This is a genomic window from Butyrivibrio sp. AE2005, assembly GCF_000686965.1.
Classification (GTDB): Bacteria; Bacillota; Clostridia; order Lachnospirales; family Lachnospiraceae; genus Butyrivibrio; species Butyrivibrio hungatei_A.
Genome location: NZ_JMMD01000003.1, coordinates 172,200 through 188,444, shown reverse-complemented (window position 1 = coordinate 188,444; position 16,245 = coordinate 172,200). Strand labels below are relative to the sequence as shown.

14 protein-coding genes are annotated in these 16,245 nt (G+C 41.6%); 3 read left to right on the top strand and 11 right to left on the bottom strand.

Annotated features, from left to right (window positions below):
* Nucleotides 1–152: 152 nt before the first annotated feature.
* Nucleotides 153–542 carry a hypothetical protein gene (locus tag DL92_RS0104360; RefSeq protein WP_026667004.1) on the top strand — a complete coding sequence of 130 codons (390 nt, stop codon included), beginning with the start codon at nucleotides 153–155 and terminating at the stop codon, nucleotides 540–542.
* Here DL92_RS0104360 and DL92_RS18180 read toward each other — a convergent pair.
* From DL92_RS18180 to DL92_RS0104335, 5 genes are read right to left on the bottom strand one after another with little or no spacing between them, the layout of a single operon-like run.
* Complete coding sequence (locus DL92_RS18180) at nucleotides 539–1,432, bottom strand: metallophosphoesterase family protein (RefSeq protein WP_051199192.1); 894 nt, start codon at nucleotides 1,430–1,432, stop codon at nucleotides 539–541. The two genes, DL92_RS0104360 and DL92_RS18180, sit on opposite strands and share 4 nt — an antisense overlap.
* Nucleotides 1,429–3,237 carry an ABC transporter ATP-binding protein gene (locus DL92_RS0104350; RefSeq protein ID WP_026667003.1) on the bottom strand — a complete coding sequence of 603 codons (1,809 nt, stop codon included), beginning with the start codon at nucleotides 3,235–3,237 and terminating at the stop codon, nucleotides 1,429–1,431. Before DL92_RS0104350 ends, DL92_RS18180 begins: the two co-directional genes overlap by 4 nt.
* Nucleotides 3,234–5,018, bottom strand: a complete 1,785-nt coding sequence (locus DL92_RS18175) for an ABC transporter ATP-binding protein (protein WP_034468420.1) — start codon at nucleotides 5,016–5,018, stop codon at nucleotides 3,234–3,236. The genes DL92_RS0104350 and DL92_RS18175 overlap by 4 nt, the downstream gene beginning before the upstream one ends.
* A 1-nt stretch (nucleotide 5,019) precedes the next feature.
* Nucleotides 5,020–5,934 (bottom strand): SPFH domain-containing protein, encoded by a 915-nt coding sequence (locus DL92_RS0104340; protein WP_026654454.1) that lies wholly within the window; start codon nucleotides 5,932–5,934, stop codon nucleotides 5,020–5,022.
* 22 nt (nucleotides 5,935–5,956) lie between these two features.
* Complete coding sequence (locus DL92_RS0104335; protein ID WP_026667002.1) at nucleotides 5,957–6,406, bottom strand: NfeD family protein; 450 nt, start codon at nucleotides 6,404–6,406, stop codon at nucleotides 5,957–5,959.
* A 174-nt stretch (nucleotides 6,407–6,580) separates the two neighbouring features.
* Between DL92_RS0104335 and DL92_RS0104330 the strand changes: the two genes are divergently transcribed.
* Entirely contained in the window at nucleotides 6,581–8,044 is a 1,464-nt protein-coding gene (locus DL92_RS0104330) for a sensor domain-containing diguanylate cyclase (protein WP_026667001.1), read from the top strand.
* Between the two features lie 201 nt (nucleotides 8,045–8,245).
* Nucleotides 8,246–9,286, top strand: a complete 1,041-nt coding sequence (locus tag DL92_RS0104325; RefSeq protein ID WP_026654451.1) for a GGDEF domain-containing protein — start codon at nucleotides 8,246–8,248, stop codon at nucleotides 9,284–9,286.
* Nucleotides 9,287–9,361: 75 nt separating this feature from the next.
* On the opposite strand, the gene DL92_RS18170 is transcribed toward DL92_RS0104325, so the two are convergent.
* The 6 genes from DL92_RS18170 to DL92_RS20070 all read right to left on the bottom strand — a co-directional run bounded on the left by DL92_RS18170 (nucleotide 9,362) and on the right by DL92_RS20070 (nucleotide 16,239).
* Entirely contained in the window at nucleotides 9,362–9,934 is a 573-nt protein-coding gene (locus DL92_RS18170; protein WP_051199193.1) for a VanZ family protein, read from the bottom strand.
* A 154-nt stretch (nucleotides 9,935–10,088) separates the two neighbouring features.
* Nucleotides 10,089–11,108 carry a GGGtGRT protein gene (locus DL92_RS0104315; protein WP_026654450.1) on the bottom strand — a complete coding sequence of 340 codons (1,020 nt, stop codon included), beginning with the start codon at nucleotides 11,106–11,108 and terminating at the stop codon, nucleotides 10,089–10,091.
* A gap of 22 nt (nucleotides 11,109–11,130) precedes the next feature.
* The gene (locus DL92_RS0104310) at nucleotides 11,131–11,823 is read right to left on the bottom strand and encodes an iron-sulfur cluster assembly scaffold protein (protein WP_026513780.1); all 693 of its coding nucleotides are present in this window, start codon (nucleotides 11,821–11,823) and stop codon (nucleotides 11,131–11,133) included.
* Nucleotides 11,824–12,009: 186 nt separating this feature from the next.
* Nucleotides 12,010–12,684, bottom strand: coding sequence for an LbetaH domain-containing protein (locus DL92_RS0104305; RefSeq protein WP_026667000.1), 675 nt, complete (start codon nucleotides 12,682–12,684; stop codon nucleotides 12,010–12,012).
* A gap of 32 nt (nucleotides 12,685–12,716) precedes the next feature.
* Nucleotides 12,717–14,870, bottom strand: a complete 2,154-nt coding sequence (locus tag DL92_RS18165) for a DNA topoisomerase (protein ID WP_081816821.1) — start codon at nucleotides 14,868–14,870, stop codon at nucleotides 12,717–12,719.
* Entirely contained in the window at nucleotides 14,863–16,239 is a 1,377-nt protein-coding gene (locus DL92_RS20070; RefSeq protein WP_051594055.1) for an ATP-binding protein, read from the bottom strand. The genes DL92_RS18165 and DL92_RS20070 overlap by 8 nt, the downstream gene beginning before the upstream one ends.
* Nucleotides 16,240–16,245: the final 6 nt, after the last annotated feature.

The window sequence follows — 16,245 nt, the reverse complement described above, 5'->3', positions numbered from 1 at the left end:
AAAACCTGCCATAATTATTTCATACTCTTTTAATAATAAATAAATTGCATCCACGGCACTTATATTACATAATACTGTTAAGAAAATGTCGTTTTCAAAACATGGATGTTTTGAGTTTACAGATGTATCGCATGTACAAGGAGGGCAATGTTATGAGCACAAATATATTTAACAGTCTATCGGGCTCATACAATTACATGTCCGATATGAGCAATCTTATTTCGGATTATTCAAGCATAAAAAACGGCTCTTACAGGTCGCTTATGAAATCATATGTGAAAAAAGTCGGCAATCAGGCAGCACTTGATGCATATCGCGAAACAGGAAGCACTGCAAACGTTTCTGTTTCAGATCCCGACAAGGCTACAGATTCAAAGAAAGTAACTTCTACATCAAATACCAAAGACACAAGCAAAGTTACTACAGACAAATACGAGAAATTCAAATCAAACTGGCTTGATAACCAGCTTAAACAATATGAAAAAGACGGCAGTAAAACTACTGCCGCCGACACATCTGTATCAATTGATACAACAACTTAATTTGTTTTATGCGGAATCTCTTTTCCCGCAAGATCGATATAGTTCTCTTTAAGAGCTATAGCCCAGTACTTTTCCGGAATATCCGGCCATTTAACTGCTCCGCGCTCCTGCTCGCACAATCGCATGGCGCGGAGCATAACTGTTTCAGTAAGATCTACTCCCGTCCTTATCGTGTGCATCGCAAGTGCGGCCCAGGCAGGTGCAATATTGCAAAGGCCCGACTCCTTAAATTCCTTTAAAATTTCTTTCCTGTTATATTCAAGCTGAATAAGCTCTTCTTCCCATGTCTTCCCGTTTCCGTGAAGAATGCAGAACTGCGTCTTTCCTCCATGGAACCACGGAATACCTATAGATCCGGGTCCTACCGTTTTTTTCCCTCTGTAAACATATGCATCCTGAATATGCACATGCCCGTGAAGAAGGAGCGACGTGTTCATATGCGCAAGTATCCTCTTCGTATTTCTCTTTTCTCTGATAAGCACCTCACTGGTATTCTCGGGCGAACCATGACAATACTGAAATTTCGGCATTCCCGGCATCTCATATATTCCCTGATTCTGAAGCGAAGCAAAAAAATCAAAATCTTTCTCCGTAAGATTATTATAAGTATAAAGAAGACTTCCGCTCGAAGATCCGGCTTTCCAGCCTTCTCCGCCTCTTTTCTTGTAGTTAAGAAGGTACTCTTCTCTGTTTCCGCGGATTATGCAGGTATTAAAGTACTGCTTGAGAACATAAATAAGTTCCATTGTCTTCTGAGGATACGGGCAATCCGACACATAATCCCCCAAGAGTATGAAATTCGTTATTCCTCTCTCCATCGTATAATCAATGCAAGCCTGCAACGCAGAATGATTGCCGTGTATATCGGCAAATACCGCAATATCCATCATATAAGACTAAAACTCCGTTCATCAAACTGTCTTGTAAAGAGATCGTAATAATACCCCTTCAGCGCCATCAATTCCTTGTGTTTTCCTCTTTCAGTAATCTTACCGTCTCTTACTACCAATATTATATCAGCATCTACGATAGTTGACAGCCTATGTGCTATAACAAAAGAGGTTCTGCCCTTGGTAACAGTGACTATAGCGTCCTGTATAGCCCTCTCCGTAACAGTATCTATCGAAGACGTTGCCTCATCCAATATAAGTATCTTGGGATCTGCAAGTATAGCCCTCGCAAAAGAAAGCAGCTGCTTCTCTCCCGTTGACAACATGCCTCCGTCCTCGCCGACGTCACTGTCAAGGCCCTTCTCCATCTTTTTGATTATATCCTCGGCAGATACAAGCCTTAACGCCTCCATAATCTCTTCATCCGTCGCATCTGCCTTACCATACCTGAGATTGTCTCTGACAGAACCCGAAAACAGATGCGGAGTCTGAAGCACATATCCCAGATTACTGTGAAGCCACAGAAGCGACCTCTCCGCAGCGTCACGTCCGTCAATAAGAATCTGACCTTTGGTGGGTTTAAAAAATCTGCAGACAAGATTGACAAGCGTAGACTTACCCGCACCTGTCTCGCCGACTATCGCCACATTTGTTCCCTTCGGCACCTTTAGATTAAAATTCTCAAGAACATATTCATCTCCGTCAGGATATCTGAAAGACACATCCTTAAACTCAATATCTCCTACCAGAGGTTCCCAGTTTTCTTTCTTGGGATTAAAAGTATCACCGTACTTCTCTATTACTTCTTTCGAATCGGAAACATCGGATTCCGTCTCCAAGAGTTTAAAAAGTCTCTCCACATTTACCTGTACCGCGATCATCTCAGATATTGTGACAATGACATTCTGCACAGGCTCAAGAAGACCAAGTGCATATGAGATAAACACAGTCAGCGTTCCGATCTGCATAAATCCTTCGGTTGACAGTTTTCCACCCTTCCAGAGAATAAGCGCAAGCGAAAGTGTGGAAAGCATCGTTATAAGTGATGAAAAAAGAGCCGAATAATGCGTGGAATGAACCGATTCCCTTCTCATTTTCTCGGTATCTTTTTCAAAATCGTCTGTAATCTTACCTTCAACGACAAGTGACTTTATCGCCTTCGCACCTGTGATCCCCTCGTTGAAATTACCGGTTATGGTCGAATTTATTTCCCTGATCTTTCTGTTAAGAACAAGAAGTCTCTTCTGGAAATAAATTGCAATCACCGCAGCGATCGGCACCATTACGAGCACATAAGCCGCAAGCCTTGGATTTAATATGGTCATCATCACAAAAACCCACAGGATATAAGAGCCGTTCCAGATGACATCCATCATTCTCCATGCCACCATAACGCCTATCTTACCCGTATCACTCATGACACGCGCATGTATATATCCGACATTATTCCTGTTAAAGTAGTCAAACGACAGCTCCTGAAGATGGTTAAAAGAGGCATTTCTAAGGTCCCTGTCCATACACATCTCCACCTGTCCGCACAGTGCGCAGGTAACGAAATTATCGACAACCTGAACAATCAGCACGACCACATAAAGAATTATAAAAAAGGGAAGTCCCTTCAAAGTGTTTTTTACCACAAAATTATCCAGCGCATATCTGTTAAATATCGGATATACTGAGTCAAAAAGCGAACTTATCACACCCAAAAAGATCATGAGCAAAATCTTTTTGAGATAAGGCTTAATGTACGGATATAGTTTTGGTATGCCAAAAAATGGCAGCTTTACGTTTTTTTCTTCGTTCATATTCCCTGCGTCTGTATTTCGTAGATTTTTTTGTACATTCCATCCTGCCTGATAAGGCTGTCATGATCTCCCATCTGAACAAGATTGCCTTTATCAAGCACGATTATCTTATCGGCGTGCATAAGTGTCGTTATTCTGTGAGAAATGATTATAACCGTGGAATCCCCTGAGTTTTCGGACAGCGCTTTTCTTATCTTGATGTCAGTCTCCGTATCAACCGCTGACAGCGAATCGTCAAACACCATGATCGGAGGCTTTGACAGAAGCATCTGTGCTATCGCCGTTCTCTGTTTCTGGCCACCGGAAAGGGTGACGCCACGCTCTCCCACATAGGTGTCATATCCCTTGTTAAAAGAAAGAATCGTATCATCAAGCGCCGCTATCCTAGCAGCTTCCCTTATCTCCTTCATATCCGGATCCTTCTTGGTTATTCCAATGTTTTCGGAAAGAGTTCCGGAGAAAAGAAAAGGTTCCTGAAGCACAAGTCCTATGTTCTTCCTTAAATACTTCGCTTTGATATCGGCTATATTCATATCTCCTATATAAATACTTCCGTTTTCTTCAGGCAGCTTGTAAAGCCTGTCCAAAAGATACATAAGAGTTGATTTTCCCGAGCCGGTTCCGCCCAGAATTCCGACTGTTGTTCCTGCCTTTATTGTAAAACTTACGTTATTTACAACTTCATCCGAACCGTTCTCATATCTGTATGAAACATTCTCGAATCTGATATCTCCGCGCATATCGGGCTCAGTCGCATTTTCGCTGTCTTTCTCAGCTTCAGAGTTTATGATGTAACCGATACGGTCTATGGCAACTCTCGCCTTACTCATCTCGGAAATTATCCTTCCCAGAGCCCTTACGGGCCAGGTAAGCATCGCATTATAAGCGACAAAAGCAATATATTCGCCGACAGTAATATAGCTTCTTACACAGAATACTGCGCCGAAAATCGTGATCATCATGACCTGAAGTCCGGAAATAAGGTCATTTGAAGCCCAGAATGCCGCCAAAATATTTATAAGCTTTATCCAGAGATTGGTGTAATCATGATTTCTTTTTTCAAAGCGGTCTCTTTCGTACTTCTCTCTCCCAAAAGCCCTTACGACTCTGACACCCGTAAGATTCTCCTGTGCGGTAGCCGAAAGCCTTCCCTCTTCGGCGTCAGCCTTCTCGAAACCTGCTCTTATTTTGTTGTGAAAATAGCATGAATACAAAACTATGACAGGAATAAACGTCGCAGAAATAAGTGTCATGGTCTTATTTATGCCTAGCATGAAATAAACCGCGACCACTATCCTGATTATTATCCTTACCAGAGAATGAAGCTGCTCCGAAATAAACATCTTTACCGTGTCCACATCAGAAGTGCAGCGCTGAATGATATCACCTGTGTGATTCTCGCTGTGCCATGAAAAAGGCAGCTCCATAATATGTTCAAAAAGCTTGTCTCTCATTCTGCGAACGAATTTCTCCGCAGCGTAGGAGTTTATGAGTTTCATCAGATACCTGCAGATTGCTGCGGCAACCGCTATAGCCGCAACCACAGCCGCGACATATATAAGATGTTCACGCAGAAACTCTCTTCCTCCGACCTTTTCGACCAGTGTTTCCATTAATAACGGAACACTGCCCTTTTCCAAGGCAGTGTCCGCAATACAATAATCAACAGTATATTGAATTATCTTAGGGCCCAAAAAGTCCAAAACAGTCACAATGACTGAAAAGAATATACTTACAAAATATAGAAACAAGCATCCCTCAAGAAAATAAAAAATAATCATATTATCCTTTTACAATTTCTTTTAATGATCCCGCAAGTCCGGCTACACTCTGAATACTTGAAGGAACGATTATCTTAGTTGCCTGTCCGTCAGCAGCCTTCTCAAATGCCTCAAGGCTCTTAAGTGTAAGAACAGACTCATCTGCTCCGGCTTCCTTGAGCATCTTGATACCCTCTGCATTAGCCTGCTGGATATTCTTGATAGCCTCAGCCTGACCTTCAGCCTCACGGATTCTCTTTTCTCTCTCAGCTTCAGCTCTGAGGATTGTAGCCTGCTTATCAGCTTCGGCCTGAAGAATCTTACTCTGCTTCTCACCTTCTGCAACAGTGATCTGTGACTGCTTCTCACCTTCTGCAAAAAGAATCTTCTCTCTCTTTTCACGCTCAGCCTTCATCTGCTTCTCCATTGCGTCACGGATCTGCTCGGGAGGATTGATGTTCTTAAGCTCAACTCTTGTAATCTTGATTCCCCAAGGATCTGTCGCGATATCAAGCGCATCCTGCATCTGTGCGTTGATCTGGTCTCTTGATGTAAGTGTCTCATCAAGTGTAAGTGAACCGATAACGTTACGAAGTGTTGTTGCAGTAAGGTTCTCGATAGCCCCGATAGGATTTCTTACACCGTATGCAAAAGCCATAGGGTCTGAAATTCTGAAGAATACGATTGAATCAATCTGCATCGTTACGTTATCCTGAGTGATAACAGGCTGAGGCGGGAAATCACAATACTGTTCCTTTAAGTCAACCTGTCTTGCCACTCTGTCTATAAACGGAACCTTAATGTGAAGACCTACATCCCAAGTCTCCTTGTAAGCTCCGAGTCTCTCAACTATGAATGAATGTGCCTGAGGCACGATCCTGATATTTGCCGCAAGCAAAATTATCACAAGAACGATTACAATAGATACCACTGCCATAATTATGTCCTCTCCTTATTTTTTAATCAGTTACTTTTTTTACCATCAGCTTATTTCCGACGATCTTCTCAACGACAACTTCCTCTCCTTCGGAAATAACAGTGTCGTCATCAACCGACCTTGCAAGCCATATTGAGCCCTCAAGCTCAACCTTACCGCTCTCATTCATATTATCGATCCTGGTCTTTACGATCAGTTTCTTTCCGATAACCGAATCAATATTGGTCTTGGTCAGCTTGTTATTAAAATGCTTGGTTGCAAGAGGTCTTACCGCCGCAATGCATATGACTGAAACAAGCACAAAAACAGCAATCTGAACCGGAATACCTGCCCCCACGAGCGCAAGTATCATCGCTACAAAACTGCCTGCCGCGAACCAAATTGTCACAAGTCCTACGGTTGCAAGTTCAATTAATGCAAAAACAACAGTGATTATCAGCCAATAACCGGCCGGTGTAGAAATTAAATCCATAGATGCCCCCTTCCTCCCTAGTATTACTCGTATTATACAGTTTTTTAGGCAAAAAAGCTATTTATATATTAACCATTATATGTCTTAATTGGTTTATTGATTTTTTATCGCTATATCATTTGATTATTATTTAAATCGCGGTTATCATATATAGAGAGGAAAGGACATTTGCATATGAATCGTGATCTTTATTCCAAGCTTAAAGTGGCAGTAAATTCTATACCTCTTTCTGCAACCGTTTTATCGATAAAAAGAGACGAACACGGTAACTGTGCCGAACTGCGCTATTTTGTCATAAATGATTCATTCACCAATGACTGTCTTGCTATTTTTTTTCAGGACGAAGTATCCAACAACAAAGATCTTGATGAAAAGAAAAAAGAAGTCGAATCCAAGGTAGAAGGCGCTCTTTACACAATAAACGTGCAAAAAGAGCCCAAATTCGAGGATGCCTGCTATAAATCTGCCTGGAAAAAAGAACCTCTCCATACTTATGTAGATACAACCAAAATGTACGGCTACTGGACCGAAGACTTCTTCCTCCCTGTCGCTGTAAGCGATGACGAAAAAGATCCGGATGTTGCTTATTGCCTTTTTATATACACCCTCAACAAAGAGATGGATGTAAATAAGTTTTCCGCAGTATCTCCCGATATTGCTTCTTTTATCATTAAAGCCTGTCTCGAGCTCCAAAGTGAAAATGATTTCTATTCCAGTATGCAGCTTGTTACGGATTACATCAGAGAGTATACAGGTGCCTATGGTGCGAGCGTAATGTCATACCAGAGTGACCTTAAAAAATACGAAGTTATCAGCGGCTCCACGATGGATAATGTAAGTATAAAAGAAATCTTCTCTCATATTCCTTTCTCTACGGTTGCCAGCTGGGAAATGCTGCTTAAGCACACAAATGCGATAATCATAAAAAACGAAGACGATCTAAACTACTATGAGACACAAGCACCTGCGTGGGTAAAAACACTAAGGGCCAGTAATGTGTTCAATCTTTGTCTCGTACCTTTTTTGCGCCAAAACTCCATTATTGGTTATTTATATATTTCTAACTTTGATGCCCGTATAATGACAAAAGCCAAAGAAATGCTCGAGCTCTTATCATTCTTCTTATCAGCCGAGGTTGCAAACCATCTGTTCCTTGAAAGACTCGAATACCTTAGCAATATAGATATTCTTACGGGTGTAAAGAACAGAAACTGCATGAATGCCGATGTTGAAGAATTTTCGATCAAATTCAAATTTAATCCAATGCCGTTCTCTGTTGCTTTTTGCGATATCAACGGTCTTAAGATAGTAAACGACAATCAGGGACACGATGCCGGTGATAAGCTTATTGCCGCCGCAGCCGATATCCTTAAGGACATCTTTAAAGATGATAATATCTACAGGGCAGGTGGCGACGAGTTTTCTATTATCTCAACACACAGTACCGAGCGCGAATTTGAGGAAAAGATAAAGAAACTACGCGAGCTCACCAGCGATCCCAACAAACTGTGCTTTGCAGTAGGATACTATCACGATGGCGGTTCAGGCCCTTTAGAGCTTGCAATGAGATACGCAGACGAGCGAATGTATCAGGACAAAAACGAATTCTATGAAAGACATCCCGACATGAGACGCTGAACATTTTGATACGCATTTGATAAATCCCTCCTAAAAGCCCGATATATATGCAATTCCTTAATTTTTTATTTATTATTTTTCACACTTTATTGTTTGATTATTCATCGTTTTAAGGATAATATATATAAGGAATATTGATTTAATCTGCACTTCCTTATAAGCTCCGCAGGGACGCGGCAGAAAGCATTTTGGAGGTATACAATGTCACTCGACACATTATTTGATCATTTTGAAGAAAAAGAATTACCGGCCGATATCTCGGCATTCATAATAAAGACTTGTCTTCACATGCGCAAAGGCGAAGATTTTCGCTCAAGCATGAATAACGTTGCAAAAGATCTCAGAGAATTCACCAATTCCTATGCTTCATGCATCATGACTATTTCAAGAGACCTTTACAGATTTGACGTTATTGGCGAAAGTGTGAGAAACAATGAGATTGTCCTTCAGAATGTTTTTGACAAAATTCCCTATGAAATAGTTGAATCCTGGGAAGAAATGATCCTGGAAAACGATTCTATCATAATAAAAAACAGCGACGACATGGAATATTATGCAAAGCGCTCTCCGAAATGGGTAGAAACCCTTAAAGAAAACGGAGTTGAATCGCTATGCCTTGTTCCTTTCATTCATCAGAATACAATAATCGGCTATATGTATCTCACAAACTTTGATACATCGATCATCGACACTATAAAAGAGGCTATAACTCTTATGTCTATATTCGTTTCATCAGAAGCAGCCCACCATCTCCTTATAGAGAGATTAAGAAGCCTTAGCCTTATTGATTCAAGAACAGGCGTATATAACAGAACAGCCATGAATAATATGGTCGATGAGCTGTCAGCACAGTTAAAGCTTGCTCCTGCTCCGTTCAGCGTTGCATTCTGCTATCTCAACACACTTAAGACCGTCAATGAGAAAAAGGGTCATGATGTAGGAAATGCTCTTCTTAAAGAGGCCGGAAAAGTTCTAAAAGAGGTATTCCAGAACGATTATATCTACCGCTCATCAGGTGACGAGTTTGCGATCATATCAACAACCTGTACCGAAGATGAATTTGAGGAAAAAATTGAGAACTTAAAAGATCTTGCAAGCGATCCCGAGTGGCTCTATTTCACAGTCGGATACTACACAGACAACACAGACGGCGCTTTGCACAGTGCTATGAAATACGCAAACAAGTACGAACAGGAATTCAACGAAGAATTCTATTATAACTATCCCGATATGATCAAATAATCATTATAAAAATCACGCCTGCAAAATCAACGTTTTGCAGGCGTTTCTTATTTTGTAAAAACTACTCTCCAACGATCAGTTTTCAGCGATCATCTTAGAGTCTTTTCTGTCTTCTTTAATAAATTCATATACCGCTCTTGCTTCAAAATACACCAAAGCTCCGATAAACACTCCTATTGTATTAAGCAGCACATCGTCGATATCGGTGCGTCTTTGATATAAAGGCAGCTGGGATATCTCAATAAAAAGCGTACAACATAATCCAATCAAAGTAACTTTTATTATATTATTTAGATTCTTAAAGCAGAAAGGCAACACAATCCCCACAGGTACAAACATCGCAATATTTCCCAATATGTTTATCTTATAACCTGCATATTTCTGCTCCAGAAAAAGAAACATCTTGAAATTGCATTTAAACGGATATGCCTTATGAATGTCAAAAATAACAGGAGTTATATGACCGTTTTCAAGCTGAAACGGAAAATATACATATCTTGCAATAACAACGATACAGGCATATACAGTCAAAAGTTTCAATTCATTTTTTATATTAACACTTTTATTAACTCTGGCACATATTAATCTTGCAACGATCCAGCATATAGTAATAAAAGCAAACATCCCCATGTAAGTAATCTGAATCATATAAAACTTTCCTTTCAAGCCATTAAAAGAGCCTATGACATGCGAAAATAATAACACTGAAGCGCCGCAAAGTCAAAAAAAGACTGGGTTTCGCAAAGAAAAAGTCGGTTCTGTGTGAAACAGAACCGACCTTGTTATCAACTATATCGGAATCTTAAAATTTACCCGCTTTAGCAGCCTCTTCGATAGAAACGGCTGTAGAAACAGTCATACCAACCATCGGGTTGTTACCTGCGCCGATAAGACCCATCATCTCAACGTGAGCGGGAACTGATGAAGATCCTGCGAACTGAGCGTCTGAGTGCATACGTCCCATAGTATCTGTCATACCATAAGAAGCAGGGCCTGCTGCCATGTTATCAGGGTGAAGTGTACGTCCTGTACCGCCGCCTGAAGCAACTGAGAAGTACTTCTTACCGGCCTCTGTACGCTCCTTCTTGTATGTTCCTGCAACAGGGTGCTGGAATCTTGTAGGATTTGTTGAGTTACCTGTGATAGATACGTCAACGTTCTCCTTCCACATGATAGCAACACCTTCCTGTACGTCGTTTGCGCCGTAGCAGTTAACCTTTGCACGAGGTGAATTTGCATCCTTAGAATAGCACTTTCTGAATACTTCCTTTACCTCGCCTGTGTAGTAATCGTACTGTGTCTCAACATATGTGAAACCATTGATACGAGAAATGATCTGAGCTGCGTCTTTTCCAAGACCGTTAAGAATAACTCTGAGAGGTTTCTGACGAACCTTGTTAGCCTTCTCAGCGATACCGATAGCACCCTCAGCAGCAGCGAATGACTCGTGGCCTGCAAGGAATGCGAAGCACTCTGTATCCTCTTCAAGAAGCATCTTTCCAAGGTTACCGTGTCCAAGACCTACCTTACGGCGGTCAGCAACTGATCCGGGAATACAGAAAGCCTGAAGACCGATACCGATTGCAGCAGCAGCCTCAGAAGCCTTGCGGCATCCCTTCTTGATTGCGATAGCAGCACCTACTGTGTAAGCCCACTTAGCGTTTTCAAAGCAGATAGGCTGAATGCCCTCGATAAGGTTGTAAACATCGATGCCTGCAGCCATTGTAATATCTTTACACTCTTCTATTGAAGAAATCCCATACTCCTTAAGGCAAGCCAGGATCTGGGGCTCTCTTCTTTCATATGATTCAAATAAAGCCATTTTAAATTCCTCCTTACCTTAATTACTCTTTTCTGGGATCAATGAATCTAGCAGCATCAGCAACACGTCCGTACTGACCCTTAGCCTTCTCCATTGCTGTGTTAGCATCATCACCGGCCTTGATGAAGTCCATCATCTTGCCGAAGTTAACATACTTGTATCCGATAATCTCGTCGTTCTCATCAAGAGCAACCTCTGTGATGTAACCGTCAGTAAGCTCAAGATAACGAGGTCCTTTGTCAAGTGTTCCGTAAGTTGTACCAACCATTGAACGTGTACCCTTACCAAGATCCTCAAGACCTGCACCGATCTGAAGTCCGTCCTCTGAGAATGCAGACTGAGTTCTTCCGTATACGATCTGAAGGAAGAGCTCTCTCATAGCAGTATTGATAGCATCACAAACAAGGTCTGTGTTAAGAGCTTCGAGAACTGTAAGTCCGGGAAGAATCTCAGATGCCATAGCTGCTGAATGTGTCATTCCTGAGCATCCGATTGTCTCTACGAGTGCCTCCTGAATGATACCTTCCTTAACGTTAAGTGAAAGCTTGCAGCAACCCTGCTGAGGTGCACACCAACCAATACCGTGTGTATAGCCGGAAATGTCCTTAATCTCTTTGGACTGAACCCACTTAGCCTCTTCAGGAATAGGCGCAGCGCCATGATGTACCCCTTGTGTTACGGGACACATATTCTTTACCTCTGTTGAGTAAATCATGTGAAAATCTCCTTTCATATTGTAAAGTAATGAACCATTACTTACTAACTACCTGTGATTTAGACTGACCATTAAAAATGTGCTTGCCGAGCACGGTCAGAGACGGCGAACAACAATCCGCCAAAACTTATTTTGGCATAAATTCATGTATATTTCAATGCCAATGTTATATTTTTAACGGAATATTTATTCTTCAATCTTCTTAACGATATGATCCTTATCTTTAAAGATATGATGCGCAGGAATGCATCCTCTTACCGATGAAAGCGGATAAACATTACACCATCTGCCGATAACCGTTCCCGGATTAAGAACGGAATTACATCCGACTTCAACATTATCCCCAAGCATTGCTCCCATCTTCTTAAGGCCTGTCTCGACCTTATCGTCCGCACCGTTCTTTACAACGATGAGCTTTTTGTCGCTCTTTACGTTTGATGTGATCGAACCTGCTCCCATGTGAGACTTAAAGCCAAGAATAGAATCTCCGACATAGTTGTAATGAGGAACCTGAACTTTGTTAAAGAGAATTACATTCTTAAGTTCCGTTGAGTTTCCAACAACCGCACCTTTTCCGACAATTGCGCTTCCTCTTATGAATGCACACTGTCTTACTTCCGCATCCTCATCGATGATGCAGGGCCCGCCGATATAAGCAGAGTCAAACACCTTTGCACTCTTTGCGACCCATACATTCTCGCCGCGCTTCTCAAACTTATCTGCGGGAATCTTATTTCCAAGCTCTATGATATAGTCCTTGATCCCTGCAAGAAGTTCCCACGGATACTCCTTAGTCTTCATATAATCTGCCGCAATTGTCTCATTAAGATCATACATATTAGAAATCTTAAATTCTTCCATTTTACGCCTCCGTTACCATGTTTTTTATATAATTATTCATTACGGGCTGATGCTTCGTTTGAGCCTTCTACCGCATTCTCTTTTGCTGTAGCCTCTTTTACTGCCTTCTTTTTCGCGGTCTTCTTGGCTGAACTTTTCTTTGTCTCAGCCTTTTTATAATTGGTCGAAACATAGTCAAACCTTGAAAGCAGCAGCCTTCTGTAATCATTTTGCTTTACAAGATTTGTCCTCTTGCTGACAAAATCATCAAGCTTATCCATATATTCTTTTTCGGAAATACTGCCTTCCGCAACGCCGGTAAGTCCCTTCTCCCAGCTTGCGGTAAGCGCGGGATTGAGCATTGGCTTCATTGAACATGCAACCGTCTCGTATATCATCTCTCCGAGCTGCGTCGGTGTTATTATCTGTGTCTTCTTATTAAGATTAAGATACTTTATATTGACAAGCTTTGTAAGAATACCTGCTCTCGTAGCACTCGTTCCGATTCCCGAACCCTTTATCTGTGCTCTGAGCTCCTCATCCTCGATAAACTGTCCCGCATTCTCCATCGTAAGGATCATCGTACCCGAGTTATATCTCTTGGGCGGAGTCGTCTCACCCTCTTTAAGCTCAAAAGATTCAGCGCTTAAAACATCGTTCTTCTTAAGCTTTTGAAGATGTTCAAAGAGCTCCTCATCGGTTACTGTCTCATCCTCACCTTCATTTTCTTTGTCATCATCCGCTTTTTTATTCTTATCTTTATCCTTGAAAAAAGAATAATCCATCACGTGAAGATAACCCTTTTGCGTAAGGATCTTGAAGTTTGCAAAAAAATGTTCTCTTTTGCCCTCTTCTTCCTTATTGTCCATCGCAAGTTCAAGTGCAACCTTCTGATAATTCGCAGGCGGATAAAAGACAGCCAGGAACCTCCTTACTATTATCTCATAAACCTTGGCTGATGTAGGACTCAGCCCCTGAAGCGCCGAAAGTCCCTGTCCCGTAGGAATAATCGCATAGTGATCGGTGATTGCCTTGTCGTTTACATACCTTGTCTTCTCAATACCTTTATACGCCTCATGCTGCAATATCGACTTTGCAAATATCGCACACGGAGCATATGCAGAAAGCCCGTTGATATTCTTATCGATCACCTTTGCGATAGCCGATGACATAACTCTGGCATCCGTTCTTGGATAAGTTGTAAGCTTCTTCTCATAAAGCTCCTGTGCAACCGCAAGCGTTTCATCCGGACTTATCTTAAAGAATCGCGAGCAATCATTCTGAAGCTCCGCAAGATTATACAAAAGAGGCGGATTCTTGGCTTCTTTTTTCTTCTCACATTTAAGTACGGACGCACTGACGGGAGTCTCTCCAAGCGATGCGATCAGCTTATTCGCACCTTCTTCGGTCTTAAAGCCTTTCTCACTGTACAGGTCAAAAGAGCCGTTATACTTGGAGTCATCAGTTACTCTCCACTCCGCATCGCATTTTTTACCCGCAATATCAACCTTTGAAATAACGCGGTAAAAAGGAGTCTTAACGAATTCTCTTATCTCCCTCTCCCTTTCAACGACAATGCCCAAAACACAGGTCATTACACGTCCCACGGATACTACGCACTTATCTATATTGAGATAATTCTTGATAGAATACGCATATTTCAAGGTAAGGGCTCTTGAGAAATTGATACCCATAAGATAATCCTCTTTTGCCCTAAGAAACGCGGATGCTCCGAGATTATCGTACTCGCTGTCATCCTTCGCTTCCCTGATTCCGCGCAAGATTTCGTCTTCCGTCTGGGAATCGATCCATACTCTCTTTCGCTTCTTATCTTTTACATTTGCCTGCATATCAACAAGACGATATATATATTCACCCTCTCGTCCCGAGTCGGTACATATATATATCGTGTCTACATCTTCTCTGTTCAGCAGTTCTTTTACAATCTTGAATTGTTTTGAGACATTTCCGATAACCTCATATTTAAAAGTTTCCGGAATAAATGGAAGTGTGTCCAAAGACCACCTTTTGTATTTTTCGTCATAGACTTCAGGATAGCTCATGGTTACCAAGTGTCCGACACACCATGTAACAATGGCGGTATCTGACTCAAGATAACCATCTCTCCTGGTAAAATTTATTTTCATCGCCGAGGCAAAAGCCTGGGCAACACTCGGTTTTTCCGCTATATAAACCTGTTTAGCCATTCGTAAGTTCGTCTATCCCAATCAACCGTATCTTACTATCGGGCTTCATGGCCGCATCCTGCAACCACGCATCGAATCCCACAGTTGAAAAGAGATAGTAATAATCTCCCTCAAGTCTTGCTTTTTTTGCGCAGGACTCTATGCCTAATAGGTCATCATGTGTAGCCTGTCTCTGCCAACAGCACATTCCGATTGCCGTATCTCCCACATCGCTCTGGACGATAATATCGAGGTTTCCCTCTTTGCCAAGCCATTCTCCTTCGTCTTCGATCTCAAAAGGAAAAAGACCTCTCTCCTCACAGTGCAAGATATACTCGCGACAAACGGACTTAAAATGTTCCGTAGCATAATTTTGAATTCCTGCAGATATAAATATATCATAAAATCTTTCGGCAGGCATCCGTATAAGATTACTTTCATTCGGGAAGATAAACCTGAAATAAAAATCTATGAGAGGATCGGCTATCTTGTACACTCCCTTAACAACATTTTCCCTTCCTACATTTCCGAATGAATATGCCTTATAAGCAAAATCATGATTTATCAAAGTCTTGAGGTAAACAGAAATCTTTGCTCTTGAGAACCCGGTCTCATGATAAATATCATTGAGCTTATTGATACCGCGTGCCATCACGGAAAGAATCGTGTGATAGACCGCAGTTTCCCTGAGGTTCTCTGACGTAAGCCTTATTGCTTCGCTGCGGAGAAAAGAATCCTTGTTCAAAATATTCTTACAAACATTCTCTTTAAATGAAAGTGTATCGTCAAAATATCTCCAAAGTCCCGTCTGTCCGCCAAGTACCGAATAAGTCAGCACAGCATCCTTATAAGACATATTGGGATAAAAAGACCTGAGTGCAGAAAACGGAAGCGGCTTGATTTTCCTAAATCCTGCGATATTTGCCGCAAGATTACCAAGACTTGCCACCATACTGTTCTCAACCCAGTTGACATCGTAACTCACAAGAAGAACAAGAACCTGCTTGAATTTGCCGTTCTTTTCAAGATAACCGGTCAGCTGATCCATGAACGCCGCGTCTGTCTTTAATATGTTCTCAAAATTTCTGATCACAAAAACAACAGGAGCTCTTCCCACGGAATCCGCACAGGCACTAAACAGATCGTAATAACTTTCTATTTTTCCCGCAGATATTCCATCATTTTTTAATTCCTCGGTCCACAGTCTGAGCTGTTCTCCGGACGACGCAGAGCGCGCCGAATAGAAAAAGCTCTTCCTGTTTTCCATGAATTTCAAAAGGAAGGAGTCCTGTTCAATATTCCTGTGTCCGTAGACAACAAGAATATTGGACAAACCACTCTCATAGTATCTGTTTAAAAAATTTAAATCATCCTGCCTCTGTTCTTCCATAACCTA

Excerpts from the sequence above, each read along its gene's own strand:
- DL92_RS0104360 (WP_026667004.1), top strand. The coding sequence starts at position 153 with ATGAGCACAAATATATTTAACAGTCTATCGGGCTCATACAATTACATG.
- DL92_RS18180 (WP_051199192.1), bottom strand. The coding sequence starts at position 1,432 with ATGATGGATATTGCGGTATTTGCCGATATACACGGCAATCATTCTGCG.
- DL92_RS0104350 (WP_026667003.1), bottom strand. The coding sequence starts at position 3,237 with ATGAACGAAGAAAAAAACGTAAAGCTGCCATTTTTTGGCATACCAAAA.
- DL92_RS18175 (WP_034468420.1), bottom strand. The coding sequence starts at position 5,018 with ATGATTATTTTTTATTTTCTTGAGGGATGCTTGTTTCTATATTTTGTA.
- DL92_RS0104340 (WP_026654454.1), bottom strand. The coding sequence starts at position 5,934 with ATGGCAGTGGTATCTATTGTAATCGTTCTTGTGATAATTTTGCTTGCG.
- DL92_RS0104335 (WP_026667002.1), bottom strand. The coding sequence starts at position 6,406 with ATGGATTTAATTTCTACACCGGCCGGTTATTGGCTGATAATCACTGTT.
- DL92_RS0104330 (WP_026667001.1), top strand. The coding sequence starts at position 6,581 with ATGAATCGTGATCTTTATTCCAAGCTTAAAGTGGCAGTAAATTCTATA.
- DL92_RS0104325 (WP_026654451.1), top strand. The coding sequence starts at position 8,246 with ATGTCACTCGACACATTATTTGATCATTTTGAAGAAAAAGAATTACCG.
- DL92_RS18170 (WP_051199193.1), bottom strand. The coding sequence starts at position 9,934 with ATGATTCAGATTACTTACATGGGGATGTTTGCTTTTATTACTATATGC.
- DL92_RS0104315 (WP_026654450.1), bottom strand. The coding sequence starts at position 11,108 with ATGGCTTTATTTGAATCATATGAAAGAAGAGAGCCCCAGATCCTGGCT.
- DL92_RS0104310 (WP_026513780.1), bottom strand. The coding sequence starts at position 11,823 with ATGATTTACTCAACAGAGGTAAAGAATATGTGTCCCGTAACACAAGGG.
- DL92_RS0104305 (WP_026667000.1), bottom strand. The coding sequence starts at position 12,684 with ATGGAAGAATTTAAGATTTCTAATATGTATGATCTTAATGAGACAATT.
- DL92_RS18165 (WP_081816821.1), bottom strand. The coding sequence starts at position 14,870 with ATGGCTAAACAGGTTTATATAGCGGAAAAACCGAGTGTTGCCCAGGCT.
- DL92_RS20070 (WP_051594055.1), bottom strand. The coding sequence starts at position 16,239 with ATGGAAGAACAGAGGCAGGATGATTTAAATTTTTTAAACAGATACTAT.